The organism is Ochrobactrum sp. S1502_03 (genome assembly GCF_044435015.1).
GTDB lineage: Bacteria > Pseudomonadota > Alphaproteobacteria > Rhizobiales > Rhizobiaceae > Brucella > Brucella chromiisoli.
Window position 1 is genome coordinate 16705 of sequence record NZ_JAYEXN010000005.1, and the last position, 24068, is coordinate 40772.

Below are 24068 nucleotides of genomic sequence, written 5' to 3' on the forward strand. Positions count from 1 at the left end.
TCCTTGTCAGCGGGAGGAGAGCCGCTTTTCGAGCCGCTGTGTGAAGCGCGACACGGGATAGCAAAAGAGAAAGAACGCCATCAGCACACTCAGATAGATGATGACGGTGAAATCATTGCGCTGCACAGCGGTGCTGGCATCGGTTGCCGAATGCAGCAATTCATGCACGCCGACAAGCGAAGCGAGGGCCGTCCCCATGGTAATGGACGTATAAAGATTCATCCACGGTGGCAGCGAGCGCTTGATGCATTGTGGCAGAATGATCCAGCGCAGCGATTGCAGGCGCGAAAAGCCCAAGCCCTGTGCCGCTTCCCATTGCGCGGTCGGGATTGACTGGATAGAGCCGCGCGTAATTTCTGCAATATGTGCGCTTGCCGGGATCGCCAGGCCAACGACCGCCTTGATCCAGTCGGGGAAGGGGACATAATTGCCGAAAACCACCAGCTCGAACGGGAAAATATAGGTGGCGGCAAAGATCAGCACGAGATGCGGTGCATTGCGGAAAATCTGCACATAGGTGATTGCCGGTGCGCGGATGATTTTATAGGGCGCAAGCTCCATGATGCCGAGAATAATCCCTGCCAGCGAGCCAAGCGTGATGGCACAGATGCTGATGAGCACATTCATGGCAAAGCCTTTGCCAAGATAAGGCAGCCAGCTGAGCCAAATTTGTCCGAGCGACGGATCAATATAGAACCAGAACGCAACCGCAAGAATAATGGCCGTGAATGTGAGCGTTGCTGGCGAAAGCCTGAGGCCGGGCTTTTGTTCAATTGCGATCGTCATTGGCCATATCCCGGAATTGCAAGGCGTTTTTCAAACCAGTAGCCAAGGCGTGCGACGAAGAGATTGATGATGCTGAAAAACAAAAGAATGACCAGCATCAGTTCGACCACATTGTCACGCTGGGTCCAGATCAGGATCGACGCATAGGTGATTTCGCCCACGGCAATGGCCGACCCGACGGTGGACAGCTTGACCAGATTGACGAGATTATTGACGATTGCAGGCAGTGCGGTGCGGATTGCAAGCGGCAGTTCCACATAGATCAGCACCTGCAAAGAATTAAAACCGATGGCTCTGGCTGCTTCAATTGTTGTGCCGGGCACGGCTTCAATACCGCCGCGCAATGCTTCGGCGTGAAGAGCGGCACTATGCAGAGCCGTGATTGTTATCAGCCAGAAAAACGGTGTCAGGGGATTGTTCTGCGCGCCGCCAATTGCATTGGAAATCAGCATGTTGAGCACGAGAAATCCACACATGAGCTGAACGAGTGTCGGCGTATTGCGGGTGAGTTCGACATAGCCGCGCACTGGCACCGAAAGCCAGCGTTTGTTGGAGGTTAGCGCCCCTGCAAACAAAAAGCCGAAAAACAGACTGAGCGGAATCGTAATGATGACCAGTTCAAGCGTGGTGACCATGCCATGAAACCAGATCCCGCGTTCATAACTGCTGTTGAGAAATTCATAATTGAGGCCGATTGCGCCTGTCAGTTCGATAAAGCGCGAAATCAGAGCTTCTTCCATTGAAACTATCCGGTAATTTTCCGCAAACGCTCTGGAGATGCGGACGGATCGACCGCCCGCAAATCGTCTGGCCTGATAAAGTCGAAACTCACTGAGACTTGAGCTTGTTGTGCTCTTCTTCCAGATAGCTGAGGTTTGGCAGTCGGTTAGCCTTGGCGATCTCAATCATTTTTCCCGACGCATGCAGATCGCGGACGATCTTGTCGAGAGCTGCTTCGGTATCGTTTTCATCCTTCTTGAGCCAGATGACAGAATCCGATGGAATGAGGTCGGTTGGGGTAAGAAGACCGTAATCCTTCCATTCATCGGCGCGATCCTGAAGCAACAGGCCGAGTGTGCCGCTTACGTGCACCGAAACATCGCAATTGCCGCCCTTGAGTGCCAGAAGTGATTCCGGCTGGCTTGGCAGTGCTTTAACATTGGCACCATATTCCTCGGCCAGCGGCTGTGCATAATTGGAGCCTTGCGAAACGCAGGCGACCTTACCCTTGAGGTCTTTCCAGTCTTTGATACCACTGTCTTTACGACCAATGGCGGCACCACCCATGCGATCATAAGGCGTCTTTACATAACCCAGTGTTTTGGCGCGCTCTTCTGTATATTGCATGTTGGCGATCAGAATATCGACCTTGCCCTGCTGCAGAAATTGCACCCGGTTGGGCGGCGTGACAGTCTGCGTTGCAAGCTCTACGCCCAGCCCCTTTGCGAGTTCTTTGGCAATATCGATGTTGAGGCCCTTTTGTTCCTGCGTCTTGGGATCAATATAGCCAAAGGGCGCGCCCGAAAGGATGACGCCAACGGTTAGTTTGCCTTTGGCTTTGATACGATCCAGCGTTGCGTCCGCATGGGCGGAGACGGAGGTCGCAAGCGCCATGAGCGAGCCTGCAATGAGAGCTTTGGTAATGTTTTTGACGCTGAGGCGCATGGGGGAATTCCTTGGTTTAAGCTGGTGCGAATTTAAGGAAGCCACCCTCTCTTTACGACGAACAGAATTCCATTCCTGAAAACCAGGTTAGAATATCATTCTAATAAAGCGGAAACATGGAACGAAATTCTTGGACGCTATTCGATAGCGTCCTTTGTGAGAACTTATTGATATGTTCGGGCATAAATTCAGTTACCCGGCCTTTGAGAAATTGCTAAGGTTTCATCTGGAGAGCATGCGGATCTTCGTTTGAAGACTGCCGCGTGGGATGAGCGACAACCATAGAAGAGAGACATTCATGTCTGTTCGGTTCAATCGGCTGTTACTGGCCTTTACGACTGCGTTTTGCTTTGCGACATCATTGAGTGCCAATGCCACCGAAACCCGGCGCATTGAAACGACGCAGGATGCCGATTATTTCGGCTTTGATATGCGAACCGAAAAGAATGTCTCGCTCGCGCAATGCAAAAGCATCTGTCTTGGCGATAATACCTGTCTGGCCTTCACCTATAATCCAAAGGTCAAATGGTGCTTTCTGAAAGCTGATTTTAATAAGCTCAACGAGTCTGTCGGTTCCATCGCGGGCAAGGTCGTGACGGAAACGCCTGCCGCGGTCGCCGTTGAAGATATTGGTGCGCCGCCAGCAATCTCGTTCTTTGCCGCCAATCTGGTTGATGAAGCCCGGCGTCTAAAGCGTGAAATGGCAAGCCTTGAAAGTTCAGACAGCCTGCGCACATTGCGCAATGAGGCGAGCACTGCCAGCATGAATGGCGATCCGCGAACGGCGATGGAAAAATTCCGCTTAGCTGCAAGCATGGCGCCGGACGACAGCCAATTATGGGCCGGATACGCACTTTCCGTCCTTGCTATCGAACCATCGAATTATCAGGAACGTTCCAAGTTTCAGCGCGATGCGACCTCTGCCGCATGGTTCGCCTACCAGACATCCCGCACCACCGACGACCGTGCGCAAGCACTTGCTGCCATGGCGCAGGCGCTGGAAAAGCGCGATGCGTCGCGCCCGGCTTTGCAGGCCTATGAAGCAAGCCTTGATCTCGTCAATTCCGCATCGGTTCGCGCCGCCTATGAAGATCTCAAAGCCCGCAAAGGCTTCCGCATCGTCAATAACACGGTCGATAATGATAATGCCGCGCCGCGCATCTGCGCGCAGTTCTCAGAAGATCTGGTAAAAAGCGGTGTCGATTATTCGAGCTTCGTTACGCTCGATAATGGTGCGCCAAAAGCTGTTGACACCAAGGACCGCCAGATTTGCGTCGAAGGTCTGGAACATGGCCGCAATTATAATGTGACGTTCCGTCAGGGTCTGCCATCGTCTGTTGGCGAAGTGCTTCCAGCACCGGTTACGCTTTCGATCTATGTGCAGGATCGCGCGCCATCCGTGCGCTTTACCGGCGATAGTTTTGTGCTGCCTGCGAAAGCCCGTCGCGGCATTCCGCTGGTCAGCGTCAATCTGGATGCTGCCAAAGTGAAGCTTTACCGGGTTGGTGACCGTTCGCTCGCACAGCTCCTTTCCGGCTATCAGTTCCTGCGTCAACTCGACAGCTACGACATCAGCACGGTTTCCGATCAGATGGGTGCACCTGTCTGGGAAGGCGAAATCGAGGTTGCTGGCAATGAACTGAACAAAGAGGCGACAACCAGTTTCCCGGTTGATGAAGCGTTGCCAGCGCGCAAGCCCGGCGTCTATGTGCTGACCGCCGAGCCGCTGGTGCAGAAGTCCGATGATGAATATGGCACCAAGGCCACGCAATGGTTTGTCGTTTCCGACATCGGCCTTTCGACCTATACCGGACAGGACGGCATCAATGTATTTGCCCGGTCGCTTGAAAGCGCAGAACCGCTTAAAGGCGTGAAGCTGACGCTGCTTGCACGCAACAACGAAGTGCTGGGCGAAGCGACCACCGACAGCGATGGCCGGGCGACGTTTACACCGGGACTGACACGCGGCACGGACGGCATGGTGCCAGCGGTGCTGATGGCCAGTAGTGATGATGAGGATTTCACATTCCTCGACATGGCGCGCGCCGGTTTCGATCTTTCCGATCGTGGTGTGACAGGCCGTGCCGTGCCGAAAGCGCTTGATCTTTATGCATGGACAGAGCGCGGTATCTATCGTGCTGGCGAAGTTGTGCATGTGGGTGCGCTTGCGCGTGACGACACCGCAACCGCGATTGATGATCTGCCACTCACCTTTATTTTCACGCGCCCCGATGGCGTGGAAGATCGCCGTCTTGTTTCCGATAGCAAACTGGCGGGTGGTCATGCCATCGACCTGACCTTGCCGTCGAACGCCATGCGCGGCACTTGGACGGTGGGGATCTACACCGATCCCAAGCAGCCAGCGATTGCCACGCAAATGTTCCTGGTTGAAGATTTCGTGCCGGACCGGATCGAGTTCGATCTGACGTCCGACAAGCCGGAAATCGCCGTGGGTGAAACCGCCAATATCACCGTGGACGGTCGTTTCCTCTATGGTGCGCCTGCCGCCGGTCTTGCGCTTGAAGGAGAAGTCACGCTTTCGACCAAGCGTCAGTGGGACCGCTTCAAGGGCTATTATTTCGGCCTCGCTGATGAAGATCAGGGCGAAGCCACGCGCCTTCCTCTGGATGGTCTGTCGAAAGTCGATGACAATGGCAAGGCGACTTTCCCGGTTGCAGTTGAAGAAATGCCGTCAACGACGCGTCTCGTCAATGCAGCCGTGACCGTTCGTATGCGCGAAACGGGTGGCCGTGCGGTTGAGCGCAAGATCGATCTTGCCATTCAGCCGGAAACCGATCTCATCGGCATTCGTCCTGAGTTCTCCGGCGATGAAGTCCCACAGGGCGGAACCGCGAAGTTCAGCCTGATCGCCTCTGACAGCAAGGGTGATCGCAAGGCGCTTGATGGCGCACAATGGTCGCTGGTCAAGATCGAGCGTAATTATCAGTGGTATCGCAGTGGCAACAGCTGGAACTACGAACCAGTGACTTTCACCAAGGCGATTGCCAACGGCAAGATTGACCTTACAACCGATAGCGAGGCTGAAATCAGTCTGCCGGTCGATTGGGGCCGTTACCGTCTGGAAATCGAAACTGCCGATGCTTCAGGTCCGGCCACAAGCTATGAGTTTGATGCAGGCTGGTTTGTCAGCTCAACCTCGACCGAAACGCCGGACGGGCTCGAAATCGCGCTCGACAAGGAACATTATGCGGCAGGTGACACGGCAGAACTGAAAGTGTCCCCGCGTTTTGCCGGTGAGTTGCTCATCACCATTGGTGCAGAAAAGCTGCTCAAGACCATCACGGCCAGCGTGCCGGAAGGTGGCACGACCATCGATATTCCGGTGGGTGAGGATTGGGGTGCGGGTGTCTATGTCACGGCCACGCTGTTCCGTCCGGGTGAGGCGATTGAAAGCCGTATGCCTGCGCGTGCGATTGGCCTGAAATGGCTCAAGGTCGATCCTGCCGACAAGCAGCTAGCCGTTTCGCTCACCCCGCCTGAAAAGATCGCGCCGCGCTCGACACTTTCCATCCCGGTTTCGGTTGAAAATGCGGGTGGCGAACAGGCCTATGTTATGGTCGCGGCGGTCGATGTCGGCATTCTCAATCTCACACGCTATCAGCCGCCGAACCCTGAAAACTGGTTCTTCGGTCAGCGTCAGCTGGGCCTTGAAATGCGCGACATGTATGGTCGCCTGATCGACGGTTCGCTCGGCGTCACCGGCAAGCTGCGCACAGGTGGCGACGGTGGCAATATGGCAGCGGAAGGCAGCCCGCCCACCGAAAAGCTGGTTGCGCTGTTCTCTGGTCCTGTTGAACTCGACAGCGACGGCAAGGCGATCATCGATTTCGACATACCGCAGTTCAACGGGACCGCGCGTGTCATGGCGGTGGCATGGACCAAAAAAGCTGTCGGCCACGCGGTCGCCGATGTCATCATCCGTGATCCAGTAGTCATCACGGCTGGCCTGCCACGCTTCATGGCCCCCGGCGATCAGGCCAATATCCGCTTCGATATTGCCAATACGGATGCACCGGACGGCGATTATCGTGTGAGCCTTGAGACCACCGATAATCTCGGTGTCGAGGTTGGCTCTTATCCTGAAAGCATCGCGCTTAAAGGTGGCAAACGGCAGTCGATCAACGTTCCACTCAATGCTGTGGCCACGGGTGCGGGTGGTGTGACGATCCGGCTTTCCAACGATGCTGGTCTCAATGTCGAACAGGCGCTTGCATTGCCGGTGCGTCCGGTTGATCTGCCGGTCACGACCCGTCATGTCGTCAATCTCACGGCCAATGGCGGAAGTGTGCGGGTAGATGGCGGTCTTCTGTCTGAAAGCCTGCTTGATGGTGCTTTCGTCAGCGTTGGCGTGACGCGCAGTGCGGCCTTTGATGTGCCCGCTTTGCTGATGGCGCTCGACCGTTATCCTTATGGCTGCACAGAGCAGACCACCAGCCGCGCACTGCCTTTGCTCTATTTAAGCGAAATGGCAGCAGGTACGGAAGCGGCAGCAGGTCTTGCTGATCAGGAAGAGCTTAAAAAGCGCGTACAGGATTCTATCTTCCGCGTGCTCAACAACCAGTCTTCGAGTGGTTCGTTCGGCCTGTGGTCGCCGGGATCGGGTGATCTCTGGATGGACGCCTATGTGACCGACTTCCTGACGCGTGCCCGCGAAAAGGGCTATGGCGTGCCGCAGCAGGCGATGCTGTCAGCGCTTTCTAACCTGCAAAATGCGCTCGGCTATACCACCGACGTCAAGGAACGCGGCAACGACATTGCCTATGCGCTTTATGTTCTGGCACGCAACAAGAAGGCTTCAGTTGGCGATCTGCGTTACTTTGCCGATACCCAGCTTGAAAACTTTGCAAGCCCGATGGCCGTTGCCCAGCTTGGTGCAGCATTAGCGCTTTATGGTGATCAGCCGCGTTCGGAACGCGTGTTCAATGCGTCGCTCCAGCTCGCAACCAGCCAGTCCAGCTATGACTATAATCGCTCCGATTATGGTTCGCCGCTGCGTGATGGTGCAGCAATGCTGGCTCTGGCTGCGGAAACCAAGCCTGCGCCGAAAGTGCTTCCCGCTCTCATTACGCTGGTCGAGTTCCAGCGCGAAAAGGCGCGTCACTTAAGCACGCAGGATCAGGCATGGATGCTGCTCGCAGCCCGCGGGCTTCAGGATGACAATGGCGCAATCAGCCTCGACATCAATGGCACAGCGCATCAGGGCGCGTTCTCCGAGCGTCTCAATGGTGCAAGCCTTGAAGCGCAGCCGCTGGTCGTCACCAACAAAGGTCAGGGTTCAGTTGATGCTGTTGTGACAGCCGTTGCGCCGCCTGCACAATCGCTGCCTGCGGGTGGCGAAGGTTTCAACATCGAGCGCACCTATTATACGCTTGATGGTGAACCGGCCAATGTCACCGGGGTCAATCAGAATGAGCGCTATGTGGTTGTTCTGAAAATCGACGATTTGCAGGAATGGCAGTCGCGTCTGCTTGTGACCGATCTGCTGCCCGCTGGTTTCGAGATCGACAATCCGGGGCTTGTTTCCAGTGCTGACCTTGGCAATTTTCCATGGCTCGACAGCACACAGGCAGCGCATCTTGAGTTCCGCAATGATCGTTTTGTGGCCGCTTTCGACCGTTCGGCAGGCGAGAAGAAGCCGATTACGCTGGCTTATGTGGTGCGTGCTGTGACGCCGGGTCTTTATACCCATCCGGCAGCAACGGTTGAGGACATGTATCGTCCGCAATTTGCAGCGCGCACGGCGACAAGCATGATGGAGGTGACTTCTGGTCAATGAAATCAGGCTGGAAAATAGCGATTGGCGGTGCCGCATTTCTTGGCATCGCCGCTGTCGGACTCGTTATCGGGCTTGACTGGCTCGACCGCGCTTATCCGCCGCCTTTGCCGGAACGGCTGACCATTTCCACTGAAGTCATGGATCGCGACGGCGCTTTGCTGCGTGCCTATGCAACGCCGGACGGCTATTGGCGGCTGAATACACGGATTGAGGATGTCGATCCGAAATTCGTGAAAATGCTGATCGCCTATGAGGACAAGCGTTTTTACGAGCATGGCGGCATTGATTTCACAGCGCTATTGCGTGCCGCCTATCAGCTTGCAGGGAGTGGCCGTATTGTTTCCGGCGGTTCCACACTTTCCATGCAGCTTGCACGCCTTATCGAGCCGCGCGAAAGCCGGAGTTTTGGCTCAAAATTCCGGCAGCTTGCGCGTGCAGTCCAGATTGAGCGGCGGCTGAGCAAGTCTGAAATTCTCGAACGTTATCTGACACTCGCACCCTATGGCGGAAATCTGGAAGGCGTGCGCTCGGCTTCACTCGCCTATTTCGGCAAGGAGCCGCTGCGCCTTACCACATCGGAAGCAGCGCTCCTTGTGGCTTTGCCGCAATTGCCGGAACGCCGCCGCCCGGATCGCGAGCTCAAAAATGCTGTTGCTGCGCGCGATCGTGTGTTGGATCGCATGGTTGCGTCTGAAGTATTCACCAATGAGGAAGCCGAGCGCGCATCGCGTGAGCGCATATCCGCGACGCGTCATCCCTTGCCTTCATTGGCCGCTCATTTTGCCGATCTCGCATTGAAGCGGGCACCGACTGAGGCCCGGCATCAGCTGACGCTTAAAAAGTCGGTGCAGGTTGGGCTTGAAGTTGTGGCGCGCGAAGCTGCCGCAAAGCTTGGGCCAAAAGTATCGGTCGCCATGGTGCTGGCCGACAGTCGCAACGGCAATATCTTAGGCGAAGTCGGATCCGCCGATTATTTCGATGGCAAGCGGCAGGGCTGGATCGATATGACCCGCGCTGTGCGCTCGCCCGGTTCAACGCTCAAGCCTTTCATCTATGGGCTGGCTTTCGAGCAGGGACTGATTGCGCAGGAAACCATCATCGAGGACCGCCCTCAGGATTTTGCAGGCTATCGTCCGCGCAATTTCGATATGAGCTATCAGGGCGATGTCAGCATCCGTCAGGCGCTGCAAATGTCGCTGAATGTGCCGACCATCAGCCTGCTTGATGCCGTCGGCCCTGCACGGCTCACCACGCGTATTCGACAGGCGGCGGTTAATCTGCAATTGCCGAAAGGTGAAGCGCCGGGACTAGCTATCGGCCTTGGTGGCGCGGGCATCAGTCTGCGCGATCTGGTGCAGCTTTATACTGGCCTTGCCAATGGCGGGCGAGGGGCAGCCCTTCATGACGGCACCGAAGGTTCAGAACCGGTGCAGCCATCGGCTCCTCTTCTCACCGAACAGGCGACATGGCAGATTGGCGATATCCTGGCTGGCGTGGTGCCGCCGCAAGGCGCGAAACGCCTCGGCCTCGCTTACAAGACCGGCACGTCCTATGGCTATCGCGATGCATGGTCGGTCGGTTATGACGGGCGTTATGTGCTGGGTGTCTGGGTCGGGCGTGCCGATGGCGGCTCGGTGCCGGGCCTTGCCGGTTATGTTTCGGCAGCGCCCATCCTGTTTGAAGCCTTTGTGCGCTCAGGCGTGACATCCGTGCCTCTGCCGCGTGCGCCTGCTGGCGCGTTTCGGACAGCACGAGCCGATCTCCCGGTGACGCAGATACGTTTTTCGTCTGCAAGCGATGCTCTGCCGGTTGTCAAACCCACGATTGAGCCAGCACCGCGTATCGTATTTCCACCAGATGGTGCGCATGTCGAACTCAAAGCCCTGACCGATAATGCCTCGCCGCTGGTGCTGAAATTACAGGGCGGACGCGCACCGTTTCGCTGGCTTGCCAATGGCAAACCCATTGCCGAACCCAATCGCCGCCGCACGGCCACCTGGCTGCCGGATGGCACCGGCTATTCTACGCTGACTGTTGTTGATGCAGGCGGACGCGCTGTAAGCGTGAAAGTTTTTATTGAGTGAACAAGAGAAATCAGTTCAGACGCTTATCTTTGAGGCTGTCCGGGATAAGCCGAATCGTTTTGTGATTCATGATCATTGCTGGCAAGGAGGCCAGCAATGATAGCCCCACTTCTTTCTTTCGATTTACGGACCCGCGTTGCGGCGGCCTTGGTGGGAGACACGAGCGTTCACGCAGCTGCAGACCTGTTCGCCGCGGTAATCTTCATCGTCGCCGCATATATCCTATATCGTAACTGGACTGGTATCGGCTAACTCTGGAACTGGCAGTTTTTCATGGTGGGGCAGGCGACGCCGGAATGAACACCTATTCGCGGCTGCCCCACGGCTGTGGCAATTTGTGCCTGTTCAATGAAAACCGGCCGTCTTCAAGACAGAAATGGAAAGCCGGATCATAGCAGCAGAAATCCGATTTTCGCCTATGACCTAACCACAACCGCCAGCCATCCCAGACTAACCATCCATAAGGGCGCTGTCAGTCGTCCCATAATGCGTCGGTTGGTAGCCATTGCCAGCAGAATTATCATCAGTGGCGTAGCCAGTACTCCATTGATAGTAGAGGGTCTCGGGGGCATCGGCAAACAGTCGGACAGCGGCCCCCATCGCTGCAAGGACCACCCCAATGTTGATGAAATTTGCGACGAACAATAACATAACCGCGTCACGCAATAGCCAGGGGGAATGATGTCGGCGCAAGTTTTGTGCAACGCCAATACCTGCACTCACACCTTGCATTGCAGCCATTAAAGCGTTTTCCTTTCATGATGGATCGTATCCGCAGGAAGCAAAGTAGTTTTGAGCTTCTTGTTGATCAATGAGTTCGACGATTTTTCCAATCCTGTCCCATAGGCCGCTGACGGTTCGCTCAGTGACCTTTCGCAAAGGGACTTTTAACCTGAAGAAAACGTTTTCTATAGGGTTGAAGTCCGGGCTATATGCCGGCAGAAACATCAGCCTCGCGCCCGCCGCTTCGATTATCTCACGTGCCGCGGGCCGTTTGTGACTGGAAAGATTATCGAGGATGACGATATCGCTTGGCTTCAATGTCGGAGCGAAAACCTGACCCACATAAGCCTCGAACCATTCACCATTGATAAGTCCATCAATGACGAGAGGCGCGACCATTCCTGTGTTTCGTAGTCCGGCAACAAGCATCGTTGTTTTACGATGGCCGTGCGGGAAGTCCTTTTGCAGCCGCTCGCCCTTGAGACAGCGTCTGTGCGTAGGTGCCAGATTGGTTGTAGTCCATGTTTCGTTGATAAAGACCAGTCGTGCAGGATCGAGATCACGTTGCTTGTCGAACCAAGACTGACGCATTTCCAAAAGATTCGGACGGCTTTGCTCTACCGCGTGACCAATCTTTTTTTTGCGCGTCTGGTCGTGCCGGATGAGGAAACGGTGTAACGCTGACTTGCTGATAACAATACCTTGTGCAGCCAGAGCGTCACGCAACTCGAACAAGGTGGCGTCCCGATGCTCGCTGAGCCACATCATAATCAGATCAGCATGGGCTTCCATCTAGCGAGAATGGCGGTCACCACCAAGTGGACTGGGATAAATATTCCCCTTTTCAATTTGCAAGTTTCGCCAACGGCTGACTTATTTAAAATATGACTTTATCTATCTTGTTTTTATGCAGGCATAGGGATTATAGGGAGAATTATATAACAGGCCTTTCTAATCGCCTCCATCGATCAACCCAGAGGTTTCTCTCCGTGCTCTCATTGAAGTCCTTCTTTTCCGCTTCTGGCCTAGTTGCCATTTTGGCGCTGCAAATCAGCCCGGCTGGTGCTGCAACGACACAATATCCGCTGACCATTGATAATTGCGGCGCAAAGATCACCATCAAAAAAGCGCCGGAACGTGCAATTGGTCTTGGACAGAACAGTGCTGAAATCATGCTGCTTCTGGGCCTTGAAGATAAGATGGCCGGAACAGCATTTTGGCCGAGTAAAGTTCTTCCGCAGCTTGAGGAAGCAAATGCCAAGGTCAAGCTTCTGACCGTCGAGTTTCCAACCTTCGAATCGATTCTTGCAGAAAATCCGGATTTCGTGGCCGCTGCATTGCCGACCTTGATCGGGCCGAGCAGCAAGGTCGCCAAGCGCGAAGATTTTGATAAGCTTGATATTCCAGCCTATCTGTCACCCAGCACCTGCCTGAGCACAACGCGGGTCAAAGACCAATATGGCAGCCGCGACGAGCTCTGGAACATGGATCTGCTTTATAAGGAAATTGACGAGCTTTCTCAGATTTTCGATGTGGCCGATCGTGGTCAGGCGCTGATTGCTGATTTCAAGGCGCGTGAAGCGGCATTGCGTGCGAGCGTACCCGCTGGCGATAAAAAGCTTTCCTATGTGTTCTGGTTCTCCAGCCAGTCACCGTCTGCTGATGCCTATCTGGGCGGTGGAAATGGTGCTTCGACCTTTATCGCGGATGTTCTGGGTGGCGAAAACGCCATCAAAGCAGAAGCTGAATGGCCAACACTTGGCTGGGAAAGCATCATTGCAGCCAACCCGGATGTTATCGTTGTTGCCAATCTTGACCGCAACCGGTGGGAACTCGACAAGCCGGAAGCAAAGATTAAGTTCCTCAACACCGATCCGGCTGTCAGCCAAATGCCCGCAGTGAAGAACAAAGCCATTGTTGTCATGGACGGCCAGGCGATGAACCCGACCATTCGCACGATTTATGGTGCTGAACAGGTTGCAAGCCAGTTGAAAGAACTTGGTATTCTAAAGTGAATGTCGCAAGCCATTCTCTGAGGCACTGGGGGGCTTTCGGCCTTTTGCTGTTGGCGTCCCTTGCCTGTATTGGAACAGTTGTCGGTATCAGCGTCGGGATTGGAGATCTTCCAATCCCGTTGTCAACCACATTGGCGGCTATAACCAATCGTCTGGGATGGACGAACATCGAGCTTAGCCGCATTCATGAGACGGTGATCTGGGACTATCGTCTCAGCCGCGCTTTGGTTGCAGCTTTCTGCGGTGCGGGCCTCGCCCTCTCGGGTGCGATCATGCAATCACTTTTGCGCAATCCACTGGCCGAGCCTTATGTGCTTGGTATTTCGGCTGGCGCCTCCACCGGTGCCGTGGTTGTGGTGATTTTAGGTGTTGGCGCGGGCGCGGTCTCGCTCTCAGCGGGTGCTTTTGTTGGCGCCTTCGCAGCATTTTTCTTTGTCGCCCTTTTGTCCAACGGCACAAGGGGTGGTGCGGATAGAACCATTCTTGCGGGTGTCGCCGCGTCGCAGCTTTTCAACGCCATAACCTCTTATATTGTCACGACCTCGGGAAATGCGCAGCAGGCGCGCGATGTGATGTTCTGGCTGCTCGGTAGCTTTGGTGGTGTGCGCTGGCCTGAATTTGTGCTGGTGTCGATCATTATCACGCTTGGTCTGTTGGCCTGTCTGCTCTATGCCCATGTTCTCGATGCATTTGCCTTTGGTGATGAAGCCGCGTCCTCACTTGGGGTCAATGTCGGTCGCGCGCGCATTGTTCTTTTTGCACTGACGGCAATGATGACTGCCACAATCGTCAGTATGGTGGGTTCAATCGGATTTGTCGGACTGGTTGTCCCGCATGCAGCACGTTTTATCGTCGGGCCGCTGCATATACGGTTGCTGCCAGCCTGTGCGGTGATAGGCGCGATTTTCATGATTCTGGCTGATATTGCTTCGCGTGCCCTCATACCGCAGCAGGTTTTGCCCATTGGCGTTGTGACGGCACTCGTCGGTGTGCCGGTCTTTTCCATCATTCTTTATCGGTTTCAGCGCGCGTCATGACGATTAAGGTAGAAAACCTAACCTGGAAAATTGGTAAGAAGACCATTCTGGATGATGTTTCCTTTGAAGCGAAATCCGGCAAAATGCTCGGTCTTCTCGGACCAAACGGTTCTGGAAAAACATCGCTTCTGCGGCTGATCGCTGGATTGAAGCGACCAAATTCGGGCAGCGTTTTGCTGGATAATACGAATATTACAACAATAGCGCGCCGTGCTGTTGCTCAACGCGTTGCTTTTGTCCAACAGCATGCGACCACCAATGCCAATTTGAAGGTCCTAGACGTTATCAAGCTTGGGCGCTTTCCTCACAGGTCCATGTTTTCGGGCTGGGCGAGTAGCGATGATGCGGCCGTTGAGTATGCGATTGAGCGCACCGGCATGAAAGCCAAACGTAACGAAAGCTGGCAAAGCCTGTCGGGTGGTGAAAAGCAGCGCGCGCATATTGCAAGGGCGCTTGCACAGACACCCAAAGAGCTGATCCTTGATGAACCGACCAACCATCTTGATATTCAACATCAAATGGCCTTGCTGCGGCTTGTCTCAGAACTGCCGATTACCAGCATCATTGCACTACATGATCTCAATCATGCGGCTATGTTCTGTGATGAGCTGATGATCATGCAGGCAGGCAAGATCGTGGCTTTCGGCTCACCGGAAGACGTTATAAATCAGCATCTTCTCAAGCAAGTTTTTTCCGTTGATGCCCGTGTCGAAATATCTCCACACAGTGCGCGGCCTCATATTCATTATTTGAAATAACGTCAGGTGAGGGGAGGAGAGAATTCCGAAAAGCGGCTCCCGCTTTTGCTGGAAATGCTTTAACTTCAAAGGCCTGCTTCCGAAGAAGTTTCACTTTCTTCAGCATAATGAAATTTGTGCAGATTTTTAAAATAGGTGATGATTTTGCCATCATAGCCTATTTCTTGATAAACACTTTGCTGTATCTTACTGCGAATATCTGTCGGCTTTTCACCATATTTTTCATGAAATAGCTTCGAGAACGAGCTATAGTCACTAAAGCCTGACTGATAGGCGAGTTCAGCAAGGTGAATACGTCTGCCATTCGAGGCTCTTAGGCGCCTGAAAGCGAGAGCCAGTCGTTTATTTCTGATAATGGCCGCAATGCCTCCCTCTTCGGCGAAAATGCGATACAGATGAGAGCGCGATATGTTGAAGCGTTTCAGGATGCTTCCTGTGGAGAGCGAAAGATTTTCGATATTTCTATCGATGTAATCCAAAATTCTCTGCTTCGTTATAATGCTCAATGTTGTTGATTCAGCAGCGTTAAACTCTTTGCCGTTCAGGCTCATTGCAAACATATCTATAATAGAATTCTGAATGCCCTCAATTTGTACAGTGTTGAGGTGTGGAGAGACCTTCATAAAACCTTGTGTGCAGTTGACCAGAAACGCTGTCAGTGGGTCTTCTGATCCCAGAACGCGCCCGTGAATATTGCCGTTTAAACCGCTGCGCTGAACCAGAGCGCGCGGTAGCACCATTGTCATTCTGCTGCCCGGCGTTACTTCGGTTGTCAGCTTATAGGCCATGTCCATAATGAGAATATCGCCTACAAAAGCCTGTGAGCATATTCCGTTAAAGTCGCCGCGTTGCGTTCCTTGTGTGACAACCTGAATCATATAATGGTCGAGACCAAAGCGTGAGATGGAGTGCTCGTTACGTATATATTTTTGGGCGTTGAATTTCGTTTCGCCCATAACTAATTCGCCAATCTGGTTGGCCGTAATTTCTCCGTAAAGAGTCTGTGGTGCCTCTCGTGGATCTATAACGGTTTCAAAGGCAGGCAGCGTTACTTCGCGCCAATAGTCATTTCTATCGCGTTCTTCAATTAAATCTGTCGAAAGTCTGATAGAGCTTATCAATACTATTCCCCCGATTTCCAAGAACTTACAATATGTAATAAAAAGGGTTCTTTAATATGAGATAGGTGATGAAATGATTATTAAATGTAAATATTTTATTAACGCACAATTTTTGATTAATACTATTTAATGCAGATTTTAGCAATTGTAATTTGTGCATCGTGTGGCGCGCTCCATGGAAGTTTTGCGGAAGCGCGGTTATGGTGCGCGCAAGAGCAGTTATGGAGAACTTTCGTTGAAAATTTTTGTTTTTGGCAGTGTGAATGTCGATGTTAGCGCCCGAATGGCCGCATTGCCGCGTCCGGGACAAACCATCAATGCGTCGGGATATGGCATTGGTCTTGGTGGCAAGGGGGCCAATCAGGCGGTTGCTATCGCCAAGCTTGGTGGCGAACTTTGTTTTGTCGGCGCGGTCGGCAGAGATTCGTTTGGCGATTTGGCTGTCAGGCAAATGCAGGAGTTTGGTGTGGATACCAGGAGTATTCGCGCCGTTGATGGTGCTGATACTGGTATTGCGATTATTCAGGTTGAAGAAGCGGGGCAGAACACGATTGTCGTTTGTGCTGGCGCCAATGCGCTTTGGTCTGCATCGGATGTAGACGCTTATCGGTCTGATATTGCCAAGGCTAAGATCACGCTTTTGCAGCGTGAAGTGCCACATGAGGTTAATCTTGCGGTGGCAAGGGCTGTGAAAGAGGCGGGCGGAACAGTGCTGCTTGACCCTGCGCCTGTGGGCGATGCAAGCCGCATGGCTGATCTGATTGCATTGAGTGAGATCATTTCGCCCAATGAAACGGAAGCGGCTGAAATAACGGGGATCGAACCCACGGATCTGCCATCTGCTGAAGCGGCTGCGCGCAAGTTGCTTGAGCGTGGCCCGAAGATTGTGATCGTCAAGCTCGGCAGCCGCGGTGCATTGCTGGTAACAGCGGATGAGGTCAAGCATTTTGAGCCATTCAAAGTGAAGGTGGTCGATACGGTTGCGGCAGGTGATAGCTTTAATGGCGGTTTCGCTGTTGCCTATTCGCAAGGCCAGTCGTTGCATGATTGCGTGCGTTTTGCTTCTGCCGCTGGCGCGATTGCGGTGACGCGTGCGGGTGCAGGATCGGCTGCGCCAACAGCCCGCGAAGTTGCTGATTTGCTCGGCAAAAACTAAGCGTTTTTAATCTTGAAAAGCCGCGCTGGTTCAACTGGCGCGGCTTTGTTGCACTGGCGACCGGAATAAAGCTCTGGTTTGAGCCAATATGCGAGGGCCTAAGGTCAGCAAAGGCGCGAGGGCATCGTCTTCACAGGGATGGGTTATTTCACAAGTGCCTGGTTGGGATGGCGCAATGTCAGATCAAAAGGGTTGAGTTTTTCGGTGATAATGGCTGCCTCTCTGCGCAACAGGTCAGTGATGGTGTGCTGACGTTGTTCTGTTAATCGCGACGCCAGTGTGCCGATGCTGAGGGCTGCGACCGCTTCACCGCTCCGGTTGAGGACGGGAACACCAAGGCCGGACATGCCGTCGATCATGTTGAAATTATAGGTGGCGGCACCTGTGCGCCGGACATCTTCAATCATGATACGCAGATCCACCTCATCGACAGTGGCCTTGTCGAGAATGCGCGGCATGTTGAAGCGAATGATCGCCTCGCGCTCTTCTTCCGGCAGGAACGCCAGAATGGCAAGACTGCCCTGTCCGATGCCAAGCGGAACCTTGCCGCCAATATCACCGGTAAAGGAGCGGATCGGAAAAGGTCCTTCCACGCGATCAAGACAGACGGCATCGAAATTGCTGCGTACCAGCAGAAAGACGGTATCGTTGAAGGTGGTTGAGAGACGCAACAGTGAGGGGCGCGCAACGGTGAGGATTCCATCGCGCTGACGCGCCTGTGCTGCCATGGCGAAAAAGTCCAGCGACAGACGATAGGCTTTCTTGTCGGGAAGCTGCTCGACAAGATTTTCCGCAATCAGTGTTTTGAGCAAACGATGGGCGGATGGCTGGCTGAGTTCCAGATCGCGCGCCAGATCGATCAACCGCACGCCGTCTTCCGTGCTTGCGGCCAGACCTTTCAGAATATGAATTGCCTTCACCAGACTTGAGTTAAGCGCGGCACCAGATTTCAAATTCTCTGATATATCATCCATGAAATTGCTTCCAAATTTTGCATAATGAAAGAAATATATAATTTATTCCGAAATTGAAAATTATAATTTGTAATCGTACAAAATTTTCTGCCATTTAAAATCCGTCGCCAATGGGAAGGTCCGGCAAGGTATCAAACAAGATGCTGTAAGCGGGTCGGCGGTTTTAACTTGCAGTCAAGGGAACGCTGCGGTCACATCTTTGGCCGGAGATGCTCGCGTTCAATCGATTTAAGTCCGATCAGCGCTTCAAGCGCGATCAAACCGCCCCGCCAGCCAGCCCTGTCCAAGAGGCGACGTGAGACAACATCACGGCGCTTCCGCTCCCCCAGCCTATGGCGGAAGTCTTGCCGAGAGGGAGACGCAATGAGCTTTTTGACCCTTTCCAATATTTCCCGTTATTACGGCAAATTCGCAGCCGTCGATAACTTCAATCTGGAGATTGAAAAGGGAGAGTTCATCTCGCTTCTCGGCCCTTCGGGCTGCGGCAAGACAACAACATTGCAGATGATCGCTGGTCTTGTGCCGCCATCATCCGGCACGATCACCCTAGATGGGCGTGATATCACAAGCCTTGCTCCAGCAAAGCGCGAGCTTGGCGTTGTCTTCCAGAGTTACGCACTCTTCCCACATATGACGGTTGCGCAGAATGTGAGCTTTGGCCTTGAAATGCGCAAAGTACCAAAGGCTGAGCGAGAAAAACGCGTTCGCGATGTGCTGGAGCTGGTGCGTCTGAGCGCTCTTGCCGACCGCTACCCGCGAGAAATGTCCGGCGGTCAGCGCCAGCGTGTTGCCATTGCCCGTGCGCTGGTCATCAATCCGCCGGTGCTGCTGCTCGATGAGCCGCTGTCTAATCTTGATGCGCAGCTGCGTGAAGAAATGCAGTTCGAACTGCGCCGCATTCAGCGCACAGTTGGCATTACTACCATCATGGTAACCCATGATCAGGCGGAAGCGCTGTCGATCAGCGACCGTGTTGTGGTTATGGAAAAGGGCCTGATTACGCAGGTCGATGCGCCATATAAGCTCTATGAGCATCCGCGTAACCACTTCATTTCCAACTTTGTTGGCAAGTCGAACTTCCTCAAAGCTCATGCCGGTGAAGGCCATATCAAGCTGACCGATACGGCAGTGCGTTTCCCTGCAAAAGATGCTTCCGCTTCCGGTGAAGTTTCGGTGTTTATCCGCCCGGAAAAAGTACATCTGGTCGATGCGGATCAGGGTCATGTCAGCGGCGAAGTCACCACGCGTTACTTCATGGGTGCGCAATGGCTGCTCGGCGTTCTGACGCCAGCCGGTATGCTGTCGGTCGCGCTGTCGAACCTTGGAAACCCGCCGCCAATTGAAGGCAGCAAGGTCGGGCTTTCATGGGATCATGAAGATTGCCGGGTTCTCGATAAGGGAGCGCACTGATCATGGGTGCGGTTTCGCAAACAGCTTCGGGTGAGACGAAAGAACGGCGCAATTATCTGCCATTATTTCTGAGTGCCCCTTCAACACTGATGTTCTTCGCCCTTGTGCTTTTGCCGCTGGGGCTGACGGTGCTGCTCTCGTTCAACAGCTACAGCTATGACAAGGGCATCGAAGATATTTACACGCTTTCCAATTACACGCAGGTGCTTCAGGATCCCTATTACCTGAACATCTTCTGGCGCACGCTCAAGCTTGCTCTGATTACCACCGTGATCACTGTGCTGATCGGCGTGCCGGAAGCCTATATTCTCTCCAATATGCGTGCGCCATGGCGCTCGATCTTCCTGTTGGTGATTATTGGCCCGCTGCTGGTTTCGGTCGTTGTGCGTACATTCGGCTGGAGTATGCTTTTGGGCCGTAATGGCCTTGTGAACAGCGTGCTGGAATTTGTCGGCCTGCCAGCCCAGCAAATCCTCTACACCGAAACAGCCATCGTGATCGGTCTTGTGCATATCATGCTGCCTTTCATGGTGATCCCTGTCTGGACGGTGCTGCAAAAGCTTGATCCGACGGTTGAGGCCGCTGCGCTCACGCTTGGTGCGTCGCGTTTCACCGCCCTGCGCCGTGTGGTGTTTCCGCAGGCCGTGCTTGGCATTTTGTCGGGCAGCCTGATCGTCTTTGCGCTCTCGGCAAGCTCCTTTGCTATTCCGGGTCTGCTTGGCGGACGTCGTCTCAAAATGGCGGCAACGGTCGTCTATGACGAGTTCCTGATCGAGCTGAACTGGCCGCTGGGCGCTGCTATCGCCATTATCGTTCTGGTCGCCAATCTTGTGATCATGATCGCCTATAATCGCATGCTTGAAGGGCAGGCGAGAAAGAAGCTGGGGTAACGGCCATGGTCAAGAACGGTCCTTTCGCTCTTCTCTTCCACACGCTGGTCGTCATCTTCATGCTGGCACCGATGGTTGTCGTGTGTCTGGTGGCTTTCACGCCGGAAAACACGCTGACCATGCCATGGAATGGTTTCTCGCTGCGCTGGTTTGAGGCAGTCTTTGCCCATAACGACTTCATGACGTCGTTCTCCAACTCGCTGAAGCTTGCAATCTTTTCGGCAACAATTTCGACATTGCTGGCTGTTCCGTCAGGCCTTGCGATTGCACAGTATAATTTCCGGGGCCGCGATGCGCTGAACGCACTGTTTCTGTCGCCGCTGATTATTCCGCATCTGGTGCTGGGCGTCGCATTTTTGCGTCTGTTCTCGCTGATGGGCCTCACAGGTTCGTTTGGCTGGCTGGTCGCAACGCATGTGATTGTCGTAACACCTTATGCGTTGCGGCTTATTCTCGCGTCACTCAGCAGCATGGACCGCAATGCGGAAAATGCAGCCCGCACGCTGGGTGCCGGTGAATGGACGGTGTTCCGCCGCATCACGCTGCCATTGCTTCTTCCGGGTCTGTCGGGTGGCTGGTTGCTCGCCTTCATCAATTCGTTCGACGAATTGACCATGTCGATCTTCGTCACCTCGCCATCCACGGTCACGCTGCCAGTGCGCATGTATATGTATGCCAGCGAATCCATCGATCCGATGATGGCGGCTGTATCGGCCCTGATGATCCTCGTTGCAACCGTGACCATGGTTATCATCGACCGTTTGTTTGGTCTTGATCGTGTCCTCGTGGGTAAAGGCTGAGCAGATACTCATGACGATCCCGGTTTCGCCTGCCGCGGCGCAATTCCGCAGACTGTATCGGCTGACTGAACAGCCGATCAGCTTTTCGCTTGACGGCGTGCCTTTCGAGGGACGCCGTGGCGATACCGTGCTGACCGCTATTCTCTCGGTGCAGGGGAAGGTGCGTCATACCGAATTTACCGGAGAACCGCGTGCAGGCTTCTGCCTGATTGGCGCGTGTCAGGATTGTCATGTCATGACCGTTGAGGGTCGCAAGCTTCGTGCCTGCACAACGCTTTTGGAAAATGGCATGTCCTTTGTGACGGAGGCTCAACGATGAGCGCGGCACGTCATCCGGTTATTGTGGGCGCTGGTCCGGCGGGTATCCGCGCGGCTGAAACGCTGGTCAAAGCGGGCCTTCATCCGATTGTACTCGATGAGGGGTTTCGTTCGGGTGGCCAGATCTATCGCCGTCCGCCGTTTGATGATGGCCGCAGCTATCGTGCTCGCTATGGCTCCGAGGCGCATAAGGCTGAGGCGCTGCACAAAACGTTCGATACGCTTCGCGGCGCAATCGATTATCGCCCGGAAACGCTCGTCTGGAATATCACTCGCAGCGACGACGATCGTCTCGATCTGCTGACCAGCGGTGCGCATAGCCAATTGCCTTACAGCCATCTTATTCTGGCGACGGGTGCAACTGATCGGGTTCTGCCGTTTAAAGGCTGGACCAAACCCGGTGTTTATACGCTCGGCGCATCTCAGACGGCACTGAAAGCACAGGGCTGCACTGTTGGCGAGCGCGTGGTTTTCATGGGGTCGGGGCCACTGCTTTATCTGGTGGCATGGCAATATCACCATGCGGGCGCAAAGGTTGCAGCCGTGCTGGATACAGCGCCTGTCACGTCAAAATTCCATCTGGCGCATCTGGCACTTTATGCCCCGCGCATCGTGGCGCTTGGCGCTTATTATGGACTGCGTCTCAAGCTTGGTGGTGTGCCGATCCATTATAATGTGCGGCCCGATGAAGTGCTTGGTGATGACCATGTGACAGGCATTCGCTATCGCACGGGTAAGCATGTTCGTGACGTCGCGTGCGATGCGCTGGCTTATGGTTTTGCGCTGCGTCCGGAAACACAGCTTGCGGATCTCGCGGGTTGCGAATTTTGCTTTGAAGAACGCGACCGCGCATGGCTTCCTGCGGCAGACTTGCTTGGCCGTTCAAGCCGCGAAGGTGTTTATGTGGCAGGTGACGGTGCAGGCATTGCTGGTGCCGATGCTGCTGAAATTCGTGGGGCATTGGCCGCGATTGCTCTGCTTCGCGATATGGGAATGCCATTTGATGAAGGCAACGAGCGCGCGCTTTTGAAAAAGCTCAACCATATTTATCGCGAGCGGCTGATCGTGGAAAAAGCTTTCCCGTTTCCACACAACTGGTTCGATACGGTTGCGGGCGACGTAACGCTGTGTCGTTGCGAAGAAATCGCGGTCCGTGACGCAAAAGATGTCATCAGCCAAGGCGATACGCGCGAGATCAACCGGCTGAAAGCACTGACCCGTGTTGGCATGGGTCGTTGTCAGGGGCGCATGTGCAGTGCCGCCGCCGCAGAACTTCTGGCGTCGATGCAGGACAAAACCCCTGCTGAAACAGGGCGGATCCGTGCGCAGGCACCCGTCAAGCCGATCCCGCTTGGCTTTGGCGCACCGGACAGAGAAAGCACTTCGTCATGATGAGACATCTTCAGGCCGACGCGGTGATTATTGGTGGCGGGATTGTGGGCGGGTCGGCAGCACTTTTCATGCGCAAGGCTGGACTGTCGGTCATCCTGCTCGATAAGGGCTTTTGCGGCGCGCAGGCAAGTGGTGTCAATTATGGTGGCGTGCGCAGACAGGGCCGCGCGCCGGAACAATTGCCGCTGGCACAGCGCTCGCACGCATTATGGGCGCGCCTGCCGGAACTTATCGGCATTGACGGCGAATATATGCGTTGCGGCCATCTGAAACTTGCACGCACGGAAGCCCAGTTTGAAGCGCTGGAAGCCTATGCCGCCAAAGTCAGGCCGCTTGGGCTTGATGTCGAGATGATCGGTGGCAATGCGGTGCGCGGGCGCTTCCCATGGTTGCCCGGCGATGTGGCGGGTGCCTCGCTTTGTGCGGAAGATGGCAATGCCAATCCGCGTCTGGTTTCACCGGCCTTTGCGCGTGCGGCACGGGCTGCTGGCGCAACGGTTCTGGAAAATACCCCGGTTATTGAAACGCGTGAAACCGGCGATGGCTTTGCCATTCTCGCCGGCGACGGTATCGAAATCCGTTCACGCCTTTTGTTCAATTGCGCTGGCGCATGGGCGGATCAGTTTGCTGCCTCGTTTGGCGAGTCTGTGCCTTTGACGCGCATTTATCCGTCGATGGTTGTGACCGAGCCAATGCCCTATCGCCTGCCGATGAGCCTTGGCGAAGAAGGCGGCGGTTTCTATGGTCGTCAGGTCACGCGCGGCAATTATGTGATGGGTGGCGGGCGCGGTACGCCGCTTGCAAACCCGGATTTTTCGCGGCCTTCGGTCAATGCGGCATCGTCTGTTATGCTACGCGCGATTGAGCTTTTTCCGCATCTTCAACATGCGCAGGTGATCCGCTTCTGGTCAGGAACGGAAGCCGAAATGCCAGATGATAATCCGGTTATCGGGCCGAGTTCCCGCGTCAAAAATCTCTATCACGCCTTTGGTTTTAACGGTGCAGGGTTCCAGACCGGGCCCGCAGTCGGCGCGGTTCTCGCTGACCTCGCAATCAGGGGCGAGACAGAAACACCGATCGATGCCTTTTCGATCAACCGCTTCACTTCAACCAATACCAATCTTAACATGGAAGGGAACTAG

At 54.5% G+C, this 24068-nt stretch carries 18 protein-coding genes and 1 pseudogene; 12 read left to right on the forward strand and 7 right to left on the reverse strand.

The window, feature by feature from the left end; genetic code table 11:
• Positions 1–6 precede the first annotated feature (6 nt).
• The 3 genes from VBH83_RS05785 to VBH83_RS05795 all read right to left on the reverse strand — a co-directional run bounded on the left by VBH83_RS05785 (position 7) and on the right by VBH83_RS05795 (position 2400).
• Positions 7–786: an amino acid ABC transporter permease gene (locus VBH83_RS05785; protein WP_265984985.1), complete on the reverse strand. Its 780-nt coding sequence runs from the start codon at positions 784–786 to the stop codon at positions 7–9.
• Positions 783–1526, reverse strand: coding sequence for an amino acid ABC transporter permease (locus VBH83_RS05790; RefSeq protein WP_265984986.1), 744 nt, complete (start codon positions 1524–1526; stop codon positions 783–785). Before VBH83_RS05790 ends, VBH83_RS05785 begins: the two co-directional genes overlap by 4 nt.
• An 88-nt stretch (positions 1527–1614) precedes the next feature.
• Complete coding sequence (locus VBH83_RS05795) at positions 1615–2400, reverse strand: transporter substrate-binding domain-containing protein (protein WP_396996850.1); 786 nt, start codon at positions 2398–2400, stop codon at positions 1615–1617.
• Between the two features lie 349 nt (positions 2401–2749).
• Between VBH83_RS05795 and VBH83_RS05800 the strand changes: the two genes are divergently transcribed.
• Complete coding sequence (locus VBH83_RS05800) at positions 2750–8248, forward strand: alpha-2-macroglobulin family protein (RefSeq protein ID WP_396996727.1); 5499 nt, start codon at positions 2750–2752, stop codon at positions 8246–8248.
• Positions 8245–10332 carry a penicillin-binding protein 1C gene (pbpC, locus tag VBH83_RS05805; RefSeq protein WP_265984990.1) on the forward strand — a complete coding sequence of 696 codons (2088 nt, stop codon included), beginning with the start codon at positions 8245–8247 and terminating at the stop codon, positions 10330–10332. The genes VBH83_RS05800 and pbpC overlap by 4 nt, the downstream gene beginning before the upstream one ends.
• A gap of 450 nt (positions 10333–10782) precedes the next feature.
• On the opposite strand, the gene VBH83_RS05810 is transcribed toward pbpC, so the two are convergent.
• Together VBH83_RS05810 and VBH83_RS05815 are read right to left on the reverse strand one after the other, a co-directional pair.
• Complete coding sequence (locus tag VBH83_RS05810) at positions 10783–11073, reverse strand: hypothetical protein (RefSeq protein WP_265984992.1); 291 nt, start codon at positions 11071–11073, stop codon at positions 10783–10785.
• A gap of 15 nt (positions 11074–11088) precedes the next feature.
• Positions 11089–11928 (reverse strand): annotated as a pseudogene (locus tag VBH83_RS05815) (IS630 family transposase); the annotation flags it as partial.
• 116 nt (positions 11929–12044) lie between these two features.
• Here VBH83_RS05815 and VBH83_RS05820 point away from each other — a divergent pair.
• From VBH83_RS05820 to VBH83_RS05830, 3 genes are read left to right on the forward strand one after another with little or no spacing between them, the layout of a single operon-like run.
• Positions 12045–13070, forward strand: coding sequence for an ABC transporter substrate-binding protein (locus VBH83_RS05820; RefSeq protein ID WP_265984994.1), 1026 nt, complete (start codon positions 12045–12047; stop codon positions 13068–13070).
• Complete coding sequence (locus VBH83_RS05825) at positions 13067–14107, forward strand: FecCD family ABC transporter permease (protein ID WP_396996730.1); 1041 nt, start codon at positions 13067–13069, stop codon at positions 14105–14107. The genes VBH83_RS05820 and VBH83_RS05825 overlap by 4 nt, the downstream gene beginning before the upstream one ends.
• Positions 14104–14865 carry an ABC transporter ATP-binding protein gene (locus VBH83_RS05830; protein WP_265984996.1) on the forward strand — a complete coding sequence of 254 codons (762 nt, stop codon included), beginning with the start codon at positions 14104–14106 and terminating at the stop codon, positions 14863–14865. Before VBH83_RS05825 ends, VBH83_RS05830 begins: the two co-directional genes overlap by 4 nt.
• Before the next feature lie 65 nt (positions 14866–14930).
• Here the strand turns inward: VBH83_RS05830 and VBH83_RS05835 are convergent, their stop codons facing one another.
• Entirely contained in the window at positions 14931–15986 is a 1056-nt protein-coding gene (locus tag VBH83_RS05835; RefSeq protein WP_396996732.1) for a helix-turn-helix domain-containing protein, read from the reverse strand.
• A gap of 175 nt (positions 15987–16161) precedes the next feature.
• Between VBH83_RS05835 and rbsK the strand changes: the two genes are divergently transcribed.
• The gene (rbsK, locus tag VBH83_RS05840; protein ID WP_396996734.1) at positions 16162–17142 is read left to right on the forward strand and encodes a ribokinase; all 981 of its coding nucleotides are present in this window, start codon (positions 16162–16164) and stop codon (positions 17140–17142) included.
• Positions 17143–17285: 143 nt separating this feature from the next.
• On the opposite strand, the gene VBH83_RS05845 is transcribed toward rbsK, so the two are convergent.
• Complete coding sequence (locus VBH83_RS05845; protein WP_265984999.1) at positions 17286–18116, reverse strand: IclR family transcriptional regulator; 831 nt, start codon at positions 18114–18116, stop codon at positions 17286–17288.
• Positions 18117–18479: 363 nt separating this feature from the next.
• Between VBH83_RS05845 and VBH83_RS05850 the strand changes: the two genes are divergently transcribed.
• The 6 genes from VBH83_RS05850 to VBH83_RS05875 are packed head-to-tail and all read left to right on the forward strand — an operon-like array spanning position 18480 to position 24068.
• Positions 18480–19526 (forward strand): ABC transporter ATP-binding protein, encoded by a 1047-nt coding sequence (locus VBH83_RS05850; protein ID WP_396996737.1) that lies wholly within the window; start codon positions 18480–18482, stop codon positions 19524–19526.
• 2 nt (positions 19527–19528) lie between these two features.
• Positions 19529–20416 carry an ABC transporter permease gene (locus VBH83_RS05855; RefSeq protein WP_396996739.1) on the forward strand — a complete coding sequence of 296 codons (888 nt, stop codon included), beginning with the start codon at positions 19529–19531 and terminating at the stop codon, positions 20414–20416.
• Between the two features lie 5 nt (positions 20417–20421).
• Positions 20422–21216 carry an ABC transporter permease gene (locus tag VBH83_RS05860; RefSeq protein ID WP_265985002.1) on the forward strand — a complete coding sequence of 265 codons (795 nt, stop codon included), beginning with the start codon at positions 20422–20424 and terminating at the stop codon, positions 21214–21216.
• Positions 21217–21226: 10 nt separating this feature from the next.
• On the forward strand, positions 21227–21535 hold the full coding sequence (locus VBH83_RS05865) for a (2Fe-2S)-binding protein (RefSeq protein ID WP_265985005.1): 309 nt from the start codon (positions 21227–21229) through the stop codon (positions 21533–21535).
• Positions 21532–22926, forward strand: coding sequence for an NAD(P)/FAD-dependent oxidoreductase (locus VBH83_RS05870; RefSeq protein ID WP_265985006.1), 1395 nt, complete (start codon positions 21532–21534; stop codon positions 22924–22926). The genes VBH83_RS05865 and VBH83_RS05870 overlap by 4 nt, the downstream gene beginning before the upstream one ends.
• Positions 22923–24068, forward strand: a complete 1146-nt coding sequence (locus VBH83_RS05875; RefSeq protein WP_265985008.1) for an FAD-binding oxidoreductase — start codon at positions 22923–22925, stop codon at positions 24066–24068. Before VBH83_RS05870 ends, VBH83_RS05875 begins: the two co-directional genes overlap by 4 nt.

What these genes read in the sequence shown, in the direction of transcription:
- VBH83_RS05785 (WP_265984985.1), bottom strand. Translation starts at nt 786, where the DNA reads ATGACGATCGCAATTGAACAAAAGCCCGGCCTCAGGCTTTCGCCAGCA.
- VBH83_RS05790 (WP_265984986.1), bottom strand. Translation starts at nt 1,526, where the DNA reads ATGGAAGAAGCTCTGATTTCGCGCTTTATCGAACTGACAGGCGCAATC.
- VBH83_RS05795 (WP_396996850.1), bottom strand. Translation starts at nt 2,400, where the DNA reads ATGGCGCTTGCGACCTCCGTCTCCGCCCATGCGGACGCAACGCTGGAT.
- VBH83_RS05800 (WP_396996727.1), top strand. Translation starts at nt 2,750, where the DNA reads ATGTCTGTTCGGTTCAATCGGCTGTTACTGGCCTTTACGACTGCGTTT.
- pbpC (WP_265984990.1), top strand. Translation starts at nt 8,245, where the DNA reads ATGAAATCAGGCTGGAAAATAGCGATTGGCGGTGCCGCATTTCTTGGC.
- VBH83_RS05810 (WP_265984992.1), bottom strand. Translation starts at nt 11,073, where the DNA reads ATGGCTGCAATGCAAGGTGTGAGTGCAGGTATTGGCGTTGCACAAAAC.
- VBH83_RS05830 (WP_265984996.1), top strand. Translation starts at nt 14,104, where the DNA reads ATGACGATTAAGGTAGAAAACCTAACCTGGAAAATTGGTAAGAAGACC.
- rbsK (WP_396996734.1), top strand. Translation starts at nt 16,162, where the DNA reads ATGGAAGTTTTGCGGAAGCGCGGTTATGGTGCGCGCAAGAGCAGTTAT.
- VBH83_RS05845 (WP_265984999.1), bottom strand. Translation starts at nt 18,116, where the DNA reads ATGGATGATATATCAGAGAATTTGAAATCTGGTGCCGCGCTTAACTCA.
- VBH83_RS05850 (WP_396996737.1), top strand. Translation starts at nt 18,480, where the DNA reads ATGAGCTTTTTGACCCTTTCCAATATTTCCCGTTATTACGGCAAATTC.
- VBH83_RS05855 (WP_396996739.1), top strand. Translation starts at nt 19,529, where the DNA reads ATGGGTGCGGTTTCGCAAACAGCTTCGGGTGAGACGAAAGAACGGCGC.
- VBH83_RS05860 (WP_265985002.1), top strand. Translation starts at nt 20,422, where the DNA reads ATGGTCAAGAACGGTCCTTTCGCTCTTCTCTTCCACACGCTGGTCGTC.
- VBH83_RS05865 (WP_265985005.1), top strand. Translation starts at nt 21,227, where the DNA reads ATGACGATCCCGGTTTCGCCTGCCGCGGCGCAATTCCGCAGACTGTAT.
- VBH83_RS05870 (WP_265985006.1), top strand. Translation starts at nt 21,532, where the DNA reads ATGAGCGCGGCACGTCATCCGGTTATTGTGGGCGCTGGTCCGGCGGGT.
- VBH83_RS05875 (WP_265985008.1), top strand. Translation starts at nt 22,923, where the DNA reads ATGATGAGACATCTTCAGGCCGACGCGGTGATTATTGGTGGCGGGATT.